Here is a 15281-nt window from a genome sequence, read left to right on the forward strand (position 1 = left end):
ATTCAGGAGGTTATTATATTATGAATGAACATATAGCTGTAAAGGAATTGTCAGAAAAACTTTTAGATGATTATAAGACTGAATCTTCATTCTTTTTCGCTTCACCAACTCGAACGATATTAACAGAAGGAGAGTTTACTACAGTAAAGCATCGTGAAATTGAAAGTTTCCCAGAGCTTGTGCAAACGACATTAAGTAATGCGAAACAAGCTGGAAATCCAAATCCTATCGTTGTGGGTGCTTTGCCATTTGATCGTAGAAAAGAAGTCCAACTCATCGTACCAGAATATAGCAGAATTTCTGAGCGGTTACAATTGGATACAACAAATCAGCTTGAAACAAATGAGAACGCAACATTTGAAATGACGCCAATGCCAGACCCTGAAGTTTATATGAATGGTGTGAAGCAAGGAATTGAAAAAATACAGGACGGTGATTTAAAGAAAATCGTTCTATCCAGATCGTTAGATGTTAAATCTTCCGAAAAGATTGATAAGCAAAAACTTCTGCGAGAATTAGCAGAGCATAATAAGCATGGTTATACATTTGCTGTGAATTTACCGAAAGATGAAAAGGAGAACAGTAAAACGCTAATTGGAGCAAGCCCTGAATTACTTATTTCACGTAATGGTATGCAAGTTATTTCTAACCCGTTAGCTGGTTCAAGGCCACGTAGTGAGGACCCAGTAGAAGATAAAAGAAGAGCAGAGGAATTACTTTCTTCTCCAAAAGATTTACATGAACATGCGGTAGTAGTGGAAGCGGTTGCCGCTGCACTTCGTCCGTATTGTCATACATTACATGTTCCAGAAAAGCCATCAGTTATTCATAGTGAAGCGATGTGGCATTTGTCTACAGAAGTGAAAGGTGAACTTAAGGATCCAAATACTTCTTCTTTACAATTAGCAATTGCCCTTCATCCTACGCCAGCAGTTTGCGGAACTCCGATGGAAAAAGCAAGAGAGGCTATACAGCATATTGAGCCATTTGACCGCGAGTTCTTTACAGGAATGCTAGGATGGAGCGATTTAAATGGAGATGGAGAATGGATTGTTACAATTCGTTGTGCTGAAGTACAAGAAAATACACTTCGTTTATATGCAGGAGCTGGAGTTGTTGCTGAGTCAAAACCAGAAGATGAGTTAGCAGAAACATCAGCTAAGTTCCAAACAATGCTAAAAGCTTTAGGGTTAAGAGATAGTTCACTTAATGAAAAATAGGGGGAAGAAAGAATGCTAGTAGGTTATACAGAATGGCCAAAAGAATTTGCCGATCGTTACCGAGAAGCAGGATGTTGGCTTGGTGAAACATTTGGAGGAGTGTTAAGAGAGCGAGCTGAGAAATATGGAAATCAAATCGCGGTTGTAAGCGGTAAGACGCATATAACGTACAGTGAACTTAATAAAAAGGTAGATCGTTTAGCAGCAGGTTTACTGAATTTAGGAATAAAGAAAGAGGACAGAGTTGTAATCCAGTTACCTAACATTATCGAGTTTTTCGAAATATGTTTTGCGCTATTTAGAATTGGAGCGCTTCCTGTCTTTGCACTACCTTCACATCGAAGCAGTGAAATTAGTTATTTTTGTGAGTTTGGCGAGGCGAGCGCTTACGTTATTTCAGATAAGGCTCTTGGTTTTGATTATCGAAAACTAGCAAGAGAAGTGAAAGAGAAAGTGCCAAATTTACAACAAGTCATTGTAGTGGGAGAAGAAGAAGAATTTGTGAACATAAATGATCTGTATATGGATCCCGTCTCATTACCAGAAGTTCAGCCAAGTGATGTTGCGTTTCTCCAATTATCAGGAGGGACAACAGGACTTTCTAAATTAATTCCTCGAACGCATGATGATTATATTTATAGTTTACGTGTTAGCGCTGAAATTTGTAATTTAAGTGCAGAGAGTGTCTATATGGCCGTTCTTCCAGTAGCACATAATTACCCGATGAGCTCTCCTGGAACATTTGGAACTTTCTATGCAGGTGGAAAAGTTGTGCTGGCAACTGGGGGTAGTCCGGATGAGGCATTTGCACTTATCGAAAAAGAAAAAGTTACGATTACTGCTCTCGTACCGCCATTAGCAATGATATGGCTTGACGCTGCATCTTCTCGTAATGCTGATTTATCGAGTCTAGAGGTTATTCAAGTAGGTGGTGCTAAGTTTAGTGCTGAGGTTGCAAAACGTATACGCCCTACATTTGGATGTACGTTACAGCAAGTATTTGGTATGGCGGAAGGATTAGTGAACTATACAAGATTAGACGATCCGGAAGAAATTATTATTCATACACAAGGTAGACCAATGTCTGCACTCGATGAAGTACGAGTTGTTGATGAAAATGACAACGATGTAAAACCTGGCGAAGTAGGTAGTTTATTAACACGAGGTCCATATACAATTCGTGGTTACTATAAAGCCGAAGAGCATAATGCCCGATCATTTACAAAGGATGGGTTTTATCGCACAGGTGATCTTGTAAAAGTAAATGAACAAGGATACATCATTGTAGAAGGAAGAGATAAAGATCAAATTAACCGTGGTGGTGAGAAAGTTGCTGCGGAAGAAGTTGAAAATCATCTATTAGCACACGATGCGGTCCATGACGTAGCAATTGTATCTATGCCTGACGATTATTTAGGTGAACGCACCTGTGCTTTTGTTATAGCTCGCGGACAAGTTCCAGCAGTAAGTGAATTAAAAATGTTTTTAAGAGAACGTGGTATAGCGGCTTATAAAATTCCAGATCGAATTGAATTTATTGAATCATTCCCGCAAACAGGAGTCGGAAAAGTCAGCAAAAAGGAACTACGTAAAGTCATTGCTGAAAAACTTATTACAGTAAAACAATAATAAAAACCGGAAGGAAGTGATTAGATGGCTATCCCATCTATTTCAGTATATAAAATGCCAATTGAATCAGAACTACCAAAAAATAAAGTGAATTGGACACCAGATCCGAAACGTGCAGTACTTTTAATTCATGACATGCAAGAATATTTTCTTGATGCATATAGCGATAAAGAATCACCAAAAGTAGAACTTATTTCAAATATTAAAATGATAAGAGAAAAATGTAAGGAACTTGGTATACCAGTTGTTTATACAGCACAACCTGGTGGACAAACGTTGGAACAACGAGGTTTATTACAAGACTTTTGGGGTGACGGTATACCTGCTGGACCAGATAAAAAGAAAATTGTTGATGAACTTACTCCTGATGAGGATGATATATTCCTAACAAAATGGAGATATAGTGCATTTAAAAAGACAAATCTATTAGAAATTTTAAATGAACAAGGAAGAGATCAACTCATTATTTGCGGTATTTATGCGCATATTGGCTGTCTTTTAACAGCTTGTGAAGCATTTATGGATGGTATAGAGCCGTTCTTTGTAGCAGATGCAGTTGCTGATTTTTCACTAGAGCATCATAAACAAGCATTGGAGTATGCATCTAATAGATGTGCAGTAACGACATCAACAAACCTACTGTTAAACGATTTACAAAGTGTAAAAGATGATGAGAGTGAAGGAATCACTATACAGGAAGTGCATGAACTAGTTGCACAACTACTTCGTGAGCCAGTAGAGAGTATTGATATTGATGAGGACTTATTAAATAGAGGGCTTGATTCGGTCAGAATTATGAGTTTAGTAGAGAAGTGGCGTCGTGAAGGGAAAGAAATCACTTTTGCAGATTTAGCAGAACGTCCAACTGTTGCAGGTTGGTACAGTTTACTATCTTCACAAACAGCACAGGTGCTGTAACAAATAGACTACATAATAAAGGGGTAGTAAAGAATGCCTAACAGTCAAAAGATTCGTCATTCGTTATCATCTGCGCAGTCTGGTATGTGGTTTGCGCAACAATTAGATCCGCTTAATCCAATTTACAATACTGGAGAATATGTAGAAATAAACGGAAATATTCATCAAGAAATTTTCGAATTAGCTGTACGTAAAGTTGTAATGGAAGCAGAAGCACTTCATGTTCGCTTCGAGGAGGATGAAATTGGCCCATGGCAAGTTATTGAAGAATCACAGTTTCATATGCATTTTATTGACGTTCGTAAAGAAGAAAATCCTGAAGAAGCTGCTAAAGTATGGATGAAAAATGATTTATCTATGCCAGTCGATTTGAAAAAAGATACATTATTTACTGAAGCACTTATTCAAGTTGAAAATAATCGTTTCTTTTGGTATCAGCGCATCCATCACATTGTGATGGATGGCTATGGATTTTCACTTCTTAGCCAAAAAGTAGCGAATGAGTATACATCACTTATAGAAGAAACAAACAAGAATGAAAAGCCATTTGGTTCTCTTACAAAGGTCGTGCAAGAAGATATTGAGTATCGTGAGTCTAAAAAATTTCAGGAAGATCGTACTTTTTGGTTAGAAAAATTTGCGGATGAACCAGAAGTTGTAAGCTTGGCAGAGCGAGCACCGAGAACATCAAATGGATTTTCACGAGAAACAGCTTATTTATCTAGTTCTAGCACGAAAACTTTATTAGAAGATATCAATATTTCGTTAACAAGTTGGCCGGAATTCATTGTCGCTGTAACAAGTATTTATATGCATAAGTTAACAGGTGCAAATGATATTGTTTTAGGTTTACCGATGATGGGACGTCTAGGTTCGGTATCTATTCATACACCAAGTATGGTAATGAATTTAGTGCCACTTCGTATTACAGTAACTCCAAATATAACTCTTGCGGAATTATTGCAACAAGTTTCTAAAGAAATCCGAGATGTACGTCGCCATTATAAATACCGTCATGAGGAATTAAGAAGAGACTTAAAGTTACTAGGTGAAAATCAAAGGTTGTTTGGACCGTTAGTGAATGTTATGCCTTTTGATTACGGGCTAAATTTTGCTGGAAATCGTGGTATTACGCATAATTTATCAGCAGGACCTGTCGATGATTTATCAATAAATGTATATAAACGTTTTGATCAAAATGAGCTAATGATTCATTTTGATGCAAATCCTGAAGTATATAATGGCGCGGAGCTAGCATTGCATAAAGAAAGATTTATGAATCTATTTGAATTAGTAGTAAATAATTATGAGAAAAACGAGTCGATTGGAAAAATAAACATTACTCTGCCTGAAGAAAATCATAAAGTTTTATTGGAATGGAATGAAACGAAGGAAGACGATGAGTTAATCAGTCTGCCTATATCATTTGAAAAACAAGTGCAAAAAAATCCCAATAAACTAGCCATTACTTGTGACGGTGTAAACCTTACGTATAAAGAGCTAAATGAACGAGCGAATGAACTAGCACATTATTTAGTAGAAGAAGGAATGCGACCAAACCAGTTTGTAGCTTTAGTATTCCCTAGATCAATAGAAATGGTAGTTAGTATGCTAGCAGTCTTAAAGGCTGGTGCAGCGTATTTACCAATAGATCCAGAATACCCAGCAGAAAGAATTAATTATATAGTAAATGACGCAAAACCAGTTTGTATCATAACACATTCATCTGTTTCATCTAAGTTAGTTATAGAAAATGATATGAAAAAAATTGTATTAGATGAAGAAGAAACGAAACTAGCGTTACATACATATTCTCGTATGAATATAGCATGTAAGAATGATGTATCACTTTTAAACCCAGCCTATACAATATATACTTCAGGCTCAACAGGAAACCCAAAAGGTGTAATTGTTCCTATGAGAGGTTTAAGTAACTTTTTAATGGCTATGCAACAAAAATTTTCATTACATGAAAATGATCATTTATTAGCAGTTACAACGTTTGCATTTGATATTTCTGCACTAGAAATTTATTTACCTCTTATTAGTGGTGCAAGTTTAACAATTGCACAAAAAGAAGACATACAAGAGCCATCAGCATTAGCGACACTTTTACAAGAAGAAAGAGTGACAATTATGCAGGCTACACCGACGCTTTGGCAGGCGTTAGTAACTGATTATCCAGAGAAGCTACAAGGGCTAAATATACTTGTTGGTGGTGAAGCTCTTCCAGAGCATTTAGCAAATAAATTAAAAGAATTAGGTTGCTCAATAACTAATTTATATGGACCAACTGAAACGACGATTTGGTCTACTTTCATGAACATTGATGAAGGTGAAAAGGGTATACCTCCTATTGGAAAGCCAATTTGCAATACAGAAGTGTATGTATTGGATGCAGGGTTACAACCAGTTCCACCTGGAGTTATTGGGGAATTATATATTGCAGGGGAGGGACTTGCAAGCGGATATTTAGGAAAACCTGAGTTAACAGCTGAACGGTTTATTGCAAATCCTTATGGAGAATCAGGGAAGCGCATGTACCGTACAGGAGATCTTGTGAAATGGCGTAGTGATGGTGCGTTAGAGTACATTAGTCGCGCAGATCATCAAATTAAAATTCGTGGATTCCGAATTGAATTAGCTGAAATTGAAACGGTATTACAACGACATGAAAATATTCAACAAGCGGTAGTAATGGTACGAGAAGATCGTCCAAATGATAAACGCATCATTGCGTATATCGTTGCAGAAGAAAAGGAACCGATTAATCTTTCAGAAATTCGTTCTTATGTTTCAGAAAGTTTAGCGAATTATATGATACCATCGGCATTTGTTGTGCTAGAAGAATTACCATTAACGCCAAATGGTAAGGTTGACAGAAAGAAATTACCTGCTCCTGATTTTAATGGAATGAACAATGAGAGGGTTGCTAGAAATCCGAAAGAAGAAATATTATGTGATTTATTTGCAGAAGTACTCGGTGTTTCTCGAATTAGCATTGATGATAATTTCTTTGAAATGGGTGGACATTCCCTTCTAGCATCTCGTTTAATGGCAAGAATTCGTGAAACGTTAAGTGTGGAATTAGGAATCGGGAAACTATTTGAATCACCAACTGTTGCCGAACTGGCGAAACAATTAGACCATGCCAAAAGCGCAAGACCAGCTATTCAGAAAGCAAGTAGGCCAAATGAAGTTCCACTTTCATTTGCACAGCGCAGGTTATGGTTTTTAAATTGTTTAGAAGGTCCAAGTCCTACTTATAATATTCCGCTAGTCATTCGTATGAATGGAATATTGAATCGAGAAGCATTACAAGGTGCTTTTTATGATGTAGTTGAGAAACATGAAACACTTAGAACAATTTTCCCTAACGTATTAGGTAGTTCCTATCAGAAAATTTTAGATATGGAAAACTTAAATCTACAAATGGTTATAACTAATACATGTAAAGATGAATTAGAAAGTGTACTTTCAGAGGCGGTAAGATATAGCTTTAACCTCGATTTTGAGCCGGCAGTTCGTTTGCAACTTTTTACAGTGAGTGAAAACAAACATGTATTATTAATTCTATTACATCATATTGTAGGTGATGGCTGGTCATTACAGCCGTTAACGAGAGATTTTACAGCGGCGTATAAAGCGCGATGTCAAGGTGAAAGAATTCAGCTGGAGTCACTTCCCGTTCAATACGCAGATTATGCACTTTGGCAACAGCAATTGCTAGGTGATGAAACGACACCAGAGAGTCTTATTTCAACACAATTAGATTTTTGGAAAGAAGAACTTAAAGGTTTACCAGACCAAATGGAGTTACCTACAGATTTCCAGCGTCCAATTGAGACGAGTTACCGCGGGGAAACAATTCATTTTCATATAGATGAAGAAATGCATAGTAGGTTAGTAGAGCTTGCACGTGAAAATGGAGCTAGTTTGTTTATGGTATTGCAAGCAGGGCTTAGTGCACTATTTACAAGATTAGGTGCAGGCACTGATATACCAATTGGAAGTCCGATTGCTGGAAGAAATGATGATGTACTCTCTGACATAGTCGGCTTATTTGTAAATACATTAGTGTTACGTACAAATACATCAGGAGATCCAAGTTTTAAAGAATTATTGAATAGAGTAAAGCAGACAAATCTTGCAGCTTATGAAAATCAAGATGTTCCATTTGAACGACTCGTTGAAGTGTTAAACCCAGTGCGTACTCGAAATAGTCATCCGCTATTTCAAGTTATGTTAGCTTTCCAAAATACGCCAGAAGCAATCTTTGATGCCCCGGATATAGAAGCGAACTTTGAAATTCAAAGCGTCGGTTCTGCAAAATTTGACTTAACATTTGAAATTAGTGAGAGTAACGGGGGTGACGGTACTCCGAACGGTTTACATGGATTACTAGAGTTTAGTACCGATTTATATAAACGTGAAACGGTTCAAAAACTAATAGAACGATTCATTTTGTTATTAGATGATGCAGCGAAACATCCGGATCGATCCATTGGCAGATTAGAAATATTAACTGTAGCAGAGAAAAATACAGTGTTAGAAAAGTGGAATGGTGGTTTTCAAATTGCACCAGAAATGACATTGCCACAATTATTTGAAAAGCAGGCTCATATAAATCCAAATTCTATTGCTGTTGTCTTTGAAGATAAGAAATTAACTTATGAAGAGTTAAATAGAAAAGCAAATAAAATAGCTCGATTCCTAATAGCAAAAGGGATTGGTCCTGATCAACTCGTTGCTTTAGCGATGCCAAGATCATTAAACATGGTTGTAAGCTTATTAGCTGTTCTTAAAGCTGGTGCTGGATACCTTCCGTTAGATCCAGATTACCCAGCAGACCGTATTTCATTTATGCTACACGATGCGAAACCATCATGTGTTTTAACGAATTCAGAAGTGGAAATTGAATGTAATGAGGCACTAAAAGTTTTAATTGATAATGTAAAAGTAATAGCAGAAGTTGAGAAATATAGTGAAGACAATATTGATGAAGTGGAACGTATTAAGCCATTATCTCCATCACATATTGCTTACGTTATTTATACGTCAGGGTCAACGGGTAGACCGAAAGGCGTTATGATACCTCATCAAAATGTAGTAAGACTTTTAGGAGCAACTGATCATTGGTTCCAGTTTGACGAAAACGATGTTTGGACGATGTTCCATTCATATGCTTTTGATTTCTCGGTTTGGGAAATTTGGGGACCTTTATTATACGGAGGGCGTTTAGTTGTAGTGCCACATACTGTAAGTCGCTCACCGAAAGAATTTTTACAGCTTCTTGTTAAAGAAAAGGTTACGATTTTAAACCAAACTCCATCAGCGTTCTATCAATTGATGCAAGCAGATCGTGAAAATGAAGAGATTGGCCAAAAATTATCTTTACGATATGTTGTTTTTGGAGGAGAAGCACTTGAGCTAAGTCGCTTAGAAGAGTGGTATAGTCGACATCCTCATAACGCACCAAAGCTTATTAATATGTACGGTATTACGGAGACGACAGTACATGTTAGTTATATTGAATTAGATGAAACTATCGTCTCTTTACGAGCAAATAGTTTAATTGGGTGCAGTATACCTGACCTTAAAGTGTATGTGTTAGATAACTATTTACAACCAGTGCCACCTGGAGTAGTTGGAGAAATGTATGTTGCAGGTGCAGGGCTTGCGCGTGGATATTTAGGAAGAGCAGGATTAACGGCTGAACGCTTTATCGCAGATCCATTTGGCAAGCCAGGTACAAGAATGTATCGTACAGGAGACTTAGCTCGCTGGCGTAAAGATGGGACGCTAGATTATATAGGACGTGCAGATCATCAAATCAAAATTCGTGGATTCCGAATTGAATTAGGAGAAATAGAAGCAGTCATAATGAAGCACCCTAAAGTTGAGCAAGTAGCCGTTATTGTACGGGAAGATCAACCAGGGGATAAACGGTTAGTTTCTTATATCGTTGCATCAAATAATGAAGCGATTGATACGAATGAAATGCGTCAGTTTGCTAGTGGTAGTTTACCAGATTATATGGTTCCATACGCTTTTGTAGTAGTAAATGAGTTACCTTTAACTCCAAACGGTAAATTAGATAGAAAGGCATTGCCAGCTCCAGAATTTATTGCATCATCTTCTAGTCGTGGTCCAAGAACACCGCAAGAAGAAATGTTATGTGACTTGTTTACAGAAGTGCTAAGTGTACCTCAAATTGGAATTGATGACGGATTCTTTGATCTTGGTGGCCATTCACTCCTTGCAGTGCAGCTTATGAGCCGCATGAAAGAGGCGCTTGGAGTGGAACTAAATATTGGTACTTTATTTGCAGCACCGACTGTTGCAGGGTTAGCTGAAAGACTTGAGATGGGGAATGGTCAAAGTGCACTTGATGTGTTGCTTCCATTACGAGCAAGTGGGGATCAATTACCACTATTTTGTGTACATCCAGCTGGTGGATTAAGTTGGTGCTATGCAGGACTTATGAAATCTTTAGGAACAGATTATCCAATCTATGGTGTACAAGCACGAGGTATTGCTAAAAATGAAGAACTTCCAAAAAGTTTAGAGGAGATGGCGGCGGATTACTTGAAACATGTTCGTGAAGTACAGCCTTATGGACCATATCGTTTACTAGGTTGGTCGCTTGGAGGAAATGTTGTGCATGCAATGGCGGCGCAATTACAAAATGAAGGGGAAGAAGTAGAATTACTCGTTATGCTTGACTCTTATCCTGGACACTTCTTACCGAATACGGAAGCGCCTACTGAAGAGGAAGCGTTAATCGCATTACTTGCTTTAGGCGGATATGACCCAGATAACATGGATGGTAAACCACTTACAATGGAAAGTGCAGTTGAAATCCTTCGTAAAGATGGAAGTGCATTAGCAAGTCTTGAAGAAGAGACTATATTGAACTTGAAAGAAACATATGTAAATTCAGTAGGGTTGTTAGGGAAATATGTACCGAAAGTTTATAACGGAGATATCTTATTCTTTAGATCTACTGTTATACCAGACTGGTTTGATCCTATTTCTCCAAATACGTGGCTAAATTATTTAGATGGGCAAATTGTGCAGCACGATATTGATTGTAGACATAAAGATCTATGTCAGCCAGGTCCACTTACGGAAATTGGACAAGTATTAGCGAAATATTTGCAGAATAAGAAAGGGGTAAGTAGAGTATGACGAATCCATTTGAAAATGATAATTACACATATAAAGTATTAATAAATGAGGAGGGCCAGTATTCTCTCTGGCCTGCTTTTCTCGATGTACCTATTGGCTGGAATGTCGTATATGAAGAAGCTAGTAGGCAGAGTTGCTTAGAATATGTTGAATATAACTGGAAAGATTTGAATCCACAAGGTAATCAAGTTCGCGAAAAAACATTAGTAGGAAAACGATAATGAAAGAAAAACTAAATCCAAAAGTAGTTGTAAGTATCGTTTATATAACTGCGATGTTTATGGCTGCGATGGACGCAACGATTGTAAATGTAGCACTGCAAACGATAAGTAGAGAACTACAAGTACCTCCATCTGCAATGGGGACGGTTAATGTTGGGTATTTAGTTAGTTTAGCTGTTTTCCTTCCGATTTCTGGTTGGTTAGGAGATCGTTTTGGTACGAAAAGAGTGTTTTTAATTGCTCTTTTCGTATTTACAATTGCATCTGCTTTATGCGGAATGGCTAACGATATTACTTCATTGAATATTTTCCGTATTATTCAAGGTGCTGGCGGAGGGCTTTTAACACCGGTTGGAATGGCGATGTTATTTCGAACATTTTCACCAGAGGAAAGACCGAAGATTTCCCGGTTCATTATACTTCCAATTGCTGTAGCACCAGCAATTGGTCCTATCATCGGTGGTTTCTTTGTAGATCAAATGTCTTGGCGTTGGGCATTTTATATTAATCTACCGTTTGGAATCGTTGCATTGCTATTTGGACTTCTATTTTTAGCAGAACATGTTGAAAAATCAGCTGGTCGCTTTGATTCGCTCGGCTTTATTTTATCAGCACCAGGATTTGCGATGCTCATATATGCACTCAGCCAGGGACCATCAAAAGGGTGGATTTCTCCAGAAATTATGAGTACTGGGATAGTTGGGGTTGTATTCATTACATTGTTTATAATTGTAGAACTGAAAGTAAAGCAACCGATGTTAGATTTACGCTTATTAAAAGAACCAGTCTTTAGAAAGATGAGCCTTATATCATTATTTTCATCAGCTGGTTTATTAGGAATGTTATTTGTTTTTCCTCTTATGTATCAAAATGTGATAGGAGTTTCTGCACTGGAATCAGGACTTACGACATTTCCAGAGGCGATTGGATTAATGATTTCTTCACAAATTGTACCATGGTCATATAAGAAATTAGGAGCTCGAAAGGTAATTTCTATTGGATTAATTTGTACCGCGGTTATCTTTGTTTTATTAAGTTTTGTAAATCACGATACGAATCCGTGGCAAATCCGGGCATTATTGTTTGGTATCGGTATTTTCTTAGGTCAATCTGTCGGTGCGGTTCAATTTTCTGCCTTTAACAATATCACGCCGCCTTCTATGGGGAGAGCGACTACTATATTCAATGTGCAAAATCGACTAGGTTCAGCAATAGGAGTAGCGGTTTTAGCTAGTATACTAGCTGGTTTTGGAGGTAATAACGTTCAATCCGATTTTTTACCATATCAAGCAGCATTAATTGGGTCAGCAATATTTTTGCTCATAGCACTACTATTTTCTTTACGTATTTCCGATAAAGAGGTAATGTCAAAGAAGAAAGAAAAAACATTATCTGTATCAGAAAAAGAGAAAGTACTTGTCAATGAATAACAATATACGTATGCTTTTTTATGAAAATTGATATTCGTTGAATAAAGGAGAGTTTACATGATAGAAAGTAAAGTTGTAGATTCTATTCCAACTTTGAATGAGAATGATTGTCAAATATGGTGGGCAAGAATTTCGGATTTACAATCATGGCATTACAATTTACTAAATGATATAGAGCGAGAGAAAGCAAATTCGTATCATCATTCGGCAGATCGAGCTCGTTTTATAATAGGTTGCGTAATAAGTAGATTAGTTCTCGGCAAGATACTTTCTATGTCACCAGTCCAAGTACCAATTGATCGAATGTGCTCAGTATGTAAATTGCAGCATGGAAGACCACAATTACCAGAAGGTATGCCGCAATTATCCGTTTCGCATTCAGGTGAGTGGGTTGTCGTTGCATTTACAAAATCCGCACCTGTTGGCATAGATGTAGAACAAATGAATCCAAGTATAGATGTTATGAAAATGGCAGAAGGTGTATTAACAGACATTGAAATAGCGCAAGTTATGAAACTGTCAAATGAACAGAAAATAGAAGGTTTTTTAACATATTGGACTCGAAAAGAAGCGGTGCTGAAAGCGACAGGTGAAGGACTAATGATTCCACCAGTACATATTACAGTATCAGCTCCAAATGATCCTCCAAACTTGTTGGTTTTTAAGGATAGACAAGAGTTAGCAAGTAATACAATGATGGAAGATGTAAGGCCTAGTTTAGATTATAGGGCTTCTGTTGCAATATTCAGTAAGGAAGTGACTGAAATTACGCAATTAGACGCAGCAGCACTTTTAAATCTTAAATAAAAAAATTACAGAAGAGGTGTTCCTCATGTTAGTAGCGGAAAATAGAAAGAATGAATTCACTTATAATGTACAAGCAATTAAAAATATTTTATTTTCTGGAGATACATCATCCATTCATGCTTTAGAAAAGCTTTTAAATGATACAGTTCAGTTTGATGTTCTTGAACAAGAGGCACTTGGTAGACAGTACATTCCGAAAGAAGCAAAGAATTTCTTTGATAAAGATGGAACATTTCTTTACCGTGTATCTAATGTTAGTTATAAAGGAAAGGTGTTATCTGAAAATCTAATTTTTGCAGACACTTCGTTTTTACCGGACGCAATAAAGAGTGAATTAGAGAGTGGAAATATTCCTGTTGAAAAGCTTATAGAAAAGATGGAAGTAAGAAGAAACGTATTATATGAAGGATATCAGCCATCTGGAAATATTATTGAATTGTTTGATGGATGTTCTGTTACAGCGAATGTGTATCCAACTAGAAAGTATCAAATTGTAAGTAACTGCAAATGTGTATTTTATATTTGTGAAGTGTATCATGCAGAGAATATAAAGCGATTGCTTAAATAAAAACAAGAAACCAGCCTATAAAATGGCTGGTTTCTTGTTTTTATTTAACAGCTTCTTTTAATTCTTTACCCGCTTTAAATGCAGGAACTTTACCAGCGGCGATTTGAATTTCTTCGCCAGTTTGCGGATTACGTCCTGTACGAGCAGATCTTTCGCGTACTTCAAAAGTTCCAAACCCGATTAGTTGAACCTTATCTCCAGATTGTAATGCATTAGCAATTGTGTCAAATACGGATTGTACAGCTGCAGAAGCGTCCTTTTGAGAAATATCAGCTGATTGGGCTACGTTTTTAATTAATTCTGTTTTGTTCATGTTTTCACCTCATAAAAAAATTTTTGGAATGAATGTTTTAGTATAATAGATAGTAAAGATAAAGCTATCACTATGATTAGAAAGAATACTATATAATTATGTTAATTTCGTTGCAAGAGACTGAATCCCTTCTATTATTTAGGGATTAATTAAGAATCGATGCATATAAAAAGCTTTAATATGGGGATGAGGGGGAGTATACGAATGATTTTTCGTGAAAAAAATGAGAAGGAAAGTATTTTAATTCGTCAACATGATCATGGTTTTTTAGCTGGAGAGATTGCAAAGCATATAAAAGAAGACTTTTTTGAAGATAAAACATATTTAAAAGAAACAGTTGATGCAATATATGAGCATGACAGAGGATGGATAGAGCTTGATAAAGTACCAATTTTGAATGATGCTAAAAATATTCCATATACATTTATGGATTGTCCAAGCCCATTACGTTTTGTTTTTTATACGATTGGGTTGAATGAAATTGAAAATTCTAATCCATACGGGGCATTGCTTTGTAGTAAACATTTTTTATCATTTCCACTAAACGAGGAAGATGAAGAAATGATGTCATTTTATAAACATGAATTAGAACGACAAAAAAGAATTTTGAAAACGTTAACAAAGGAACAGTTTGCAATGTTCGATAAGCATTATAGATTATTAAAGTTTTGTGATGAACTTTCTTTATACGTATGTATGAATAAGCCTGGTGTCAAAAAGAAAGATGAAATTGACTTATTTAAAGATGGTTTTGAAGGAACAGAAATGTTTAATAGTAAAGAGGAGAAACTTATTCAAGCTGAATGGGTGGACGAGGAAACAATTCGGATTACACCATTTCTATTTCAAACGGAATTTTATACGTATGTAAAATATAAAACGATAAATAAGCATGAAATGAAAGAAAAAGGGATTGCAAAGGCTGATAGAGAATCAGAAATGAAGAAACAAACCATTCGTTTCATACAATAAGGAGGTAATATA

General features: G+C 36.6%; 10 protein-coding genes. 9 read left to right on the forward strand and 1 reads right to left on the reverse strand.

Annotated features, from left to right (window positions below; translation table 11 throughout):
* Positions 1-20: 20 nt before the first annotated feature.
* From dhbC to AXW78_RS11295, 8 genes are read left to right on the forward strand one after another with little or no spacing between them, the layout of a single operon-like run.
* Entirely contained in the window at positions 21-1220 is a 1200-nt protein-coding gene (dhbC, locus tag AXW78_RS11260; protein ID WP_001002065.1) for an isochorismate synthase DhbC, read from the forward strand.
* A 12-nt stretch (positions 1221-1232) separates the two neighbouring features.
* Positions 1233-2849, forward strand: coding sequence for a (2,3-dihydroxybenzoyl)adenylate synthase (locus AXW78_RS11265; protein WP_000960122.1), 1617 nt, complete (start codon positions 1233-1235; stop codon positions 2847-2849).
* 24 nt (positions 2850-2873) lie between these two features.
* Positions 2874-3767, forward strand: coding sequence for an isochorismatase family protein (locus AXW78_RS11270; protein WP_001007259.1), 894 nt, complete (start codon positions 2874-2876; stop codon positions 3765-3767).
* A 33-nt stretch (positions 3768-3800) separates the two neighbouring features.
* The gene (locus AXW78_RS11275; RefSeq protein ID WP_061884131.1) at positions 3801-10958 is read left to right on the forward strand and encodes an amino acid adenylation domain-containing protein; all 7158 of its coding nucleotides are present in this window, start codon (positions 3801-3803) and stop codon (positions 10956-10958) included.
* Positions 10955-11179 carry an MbtH family protein gene (locus tag AXW78_RS11280; protein WP_000184059.1) on the forward strand — a complete coding sequence of 75 codons (225 nt, stop codon included), beginning with the start codon at positions 10955-10957 and terminating at the stop codon, positions 11177-11179. Before AXW78_RS11275 ends, AXW78_RS11280 begins: the two co-directional genes overlap by 4 nt.
* Positions 11179-12609: an MDR family MFS transporter gene (locus AXW78_RS11285; RefSeq protein WP_000660201.1), complete on the forward strand. Its 1431-nt coding sequence runs from the start codon at positions 11179-11181 to the stop codon at positions 12607-12609. The genes AXW78_RS11280 and AXW78_RS11285 overlap by 1 nt, the downstream gene beginning before the upstream one ends.
* A gap of 57 nt (positions 12610-12666) precedes the next feature.
* Positions 12667-13416: a 4'-phosphopantetheinyl transferase Sfp gene (gene sfp, locus AXW78_RS11290; RefSeq protein WP_000573001.1), complete on the forward strand. Its 750-nt coding sequence runs from the start codon at positions 12667-12669 to the stop codon at positions 13414-13416.
* A gap of 25 nt (positions 13417-13441) precedes the next feature.
* Positions 13442-13984, forward strand: a complete 543-nt coding sequence (locus tag AXW78_RS11295) for a hypothetical protein (protein WP_000959128.1) — start codon at positions 13442-13444, stop codon at positions 13982-13984.
* 40 nt (positions 13985-14024) lie between these two features.
* On the opposite strand, the gene AXW78_RS11300 is transcribed toward AXW78_RS11295, so the two are convergent.
* Entirely contained in the window at positions 14025-14297 is a 273-nt protein-coding gene (locus tag AXW78_RS11300; RefSeq protein ID WP_001043905.1) for an HU family DNA-binding protein, read from the reverse strand.
* Between the two features lie 204 nt (positions 14298-14501).
* Between AXW78_RS11300 and AXW78_RS11305 the strand changes: the two genes are divergently transcribed.
* Entirely contained in the window at positions 14502-15269 is a 768-nt protein-coding gene (locus tag AXW78_RS11305) for a DUF3891 family protein (protein WP_000577280.1), read from the forward strand.
* The last annotated feature ends 12 nt before the right edge of the window (positions 15270-15281 follow it).

The sequence above is a fragment of the Bacillus thuringiensis genome (assembly GCF_001595725.1).
GTDB classification, from domain to species: Bacteria; Bacillota; Bacilli; order Bacillales; family Bacillaceae_G; genus Bacillus_A; species Bacillus_A thuringiensis_K.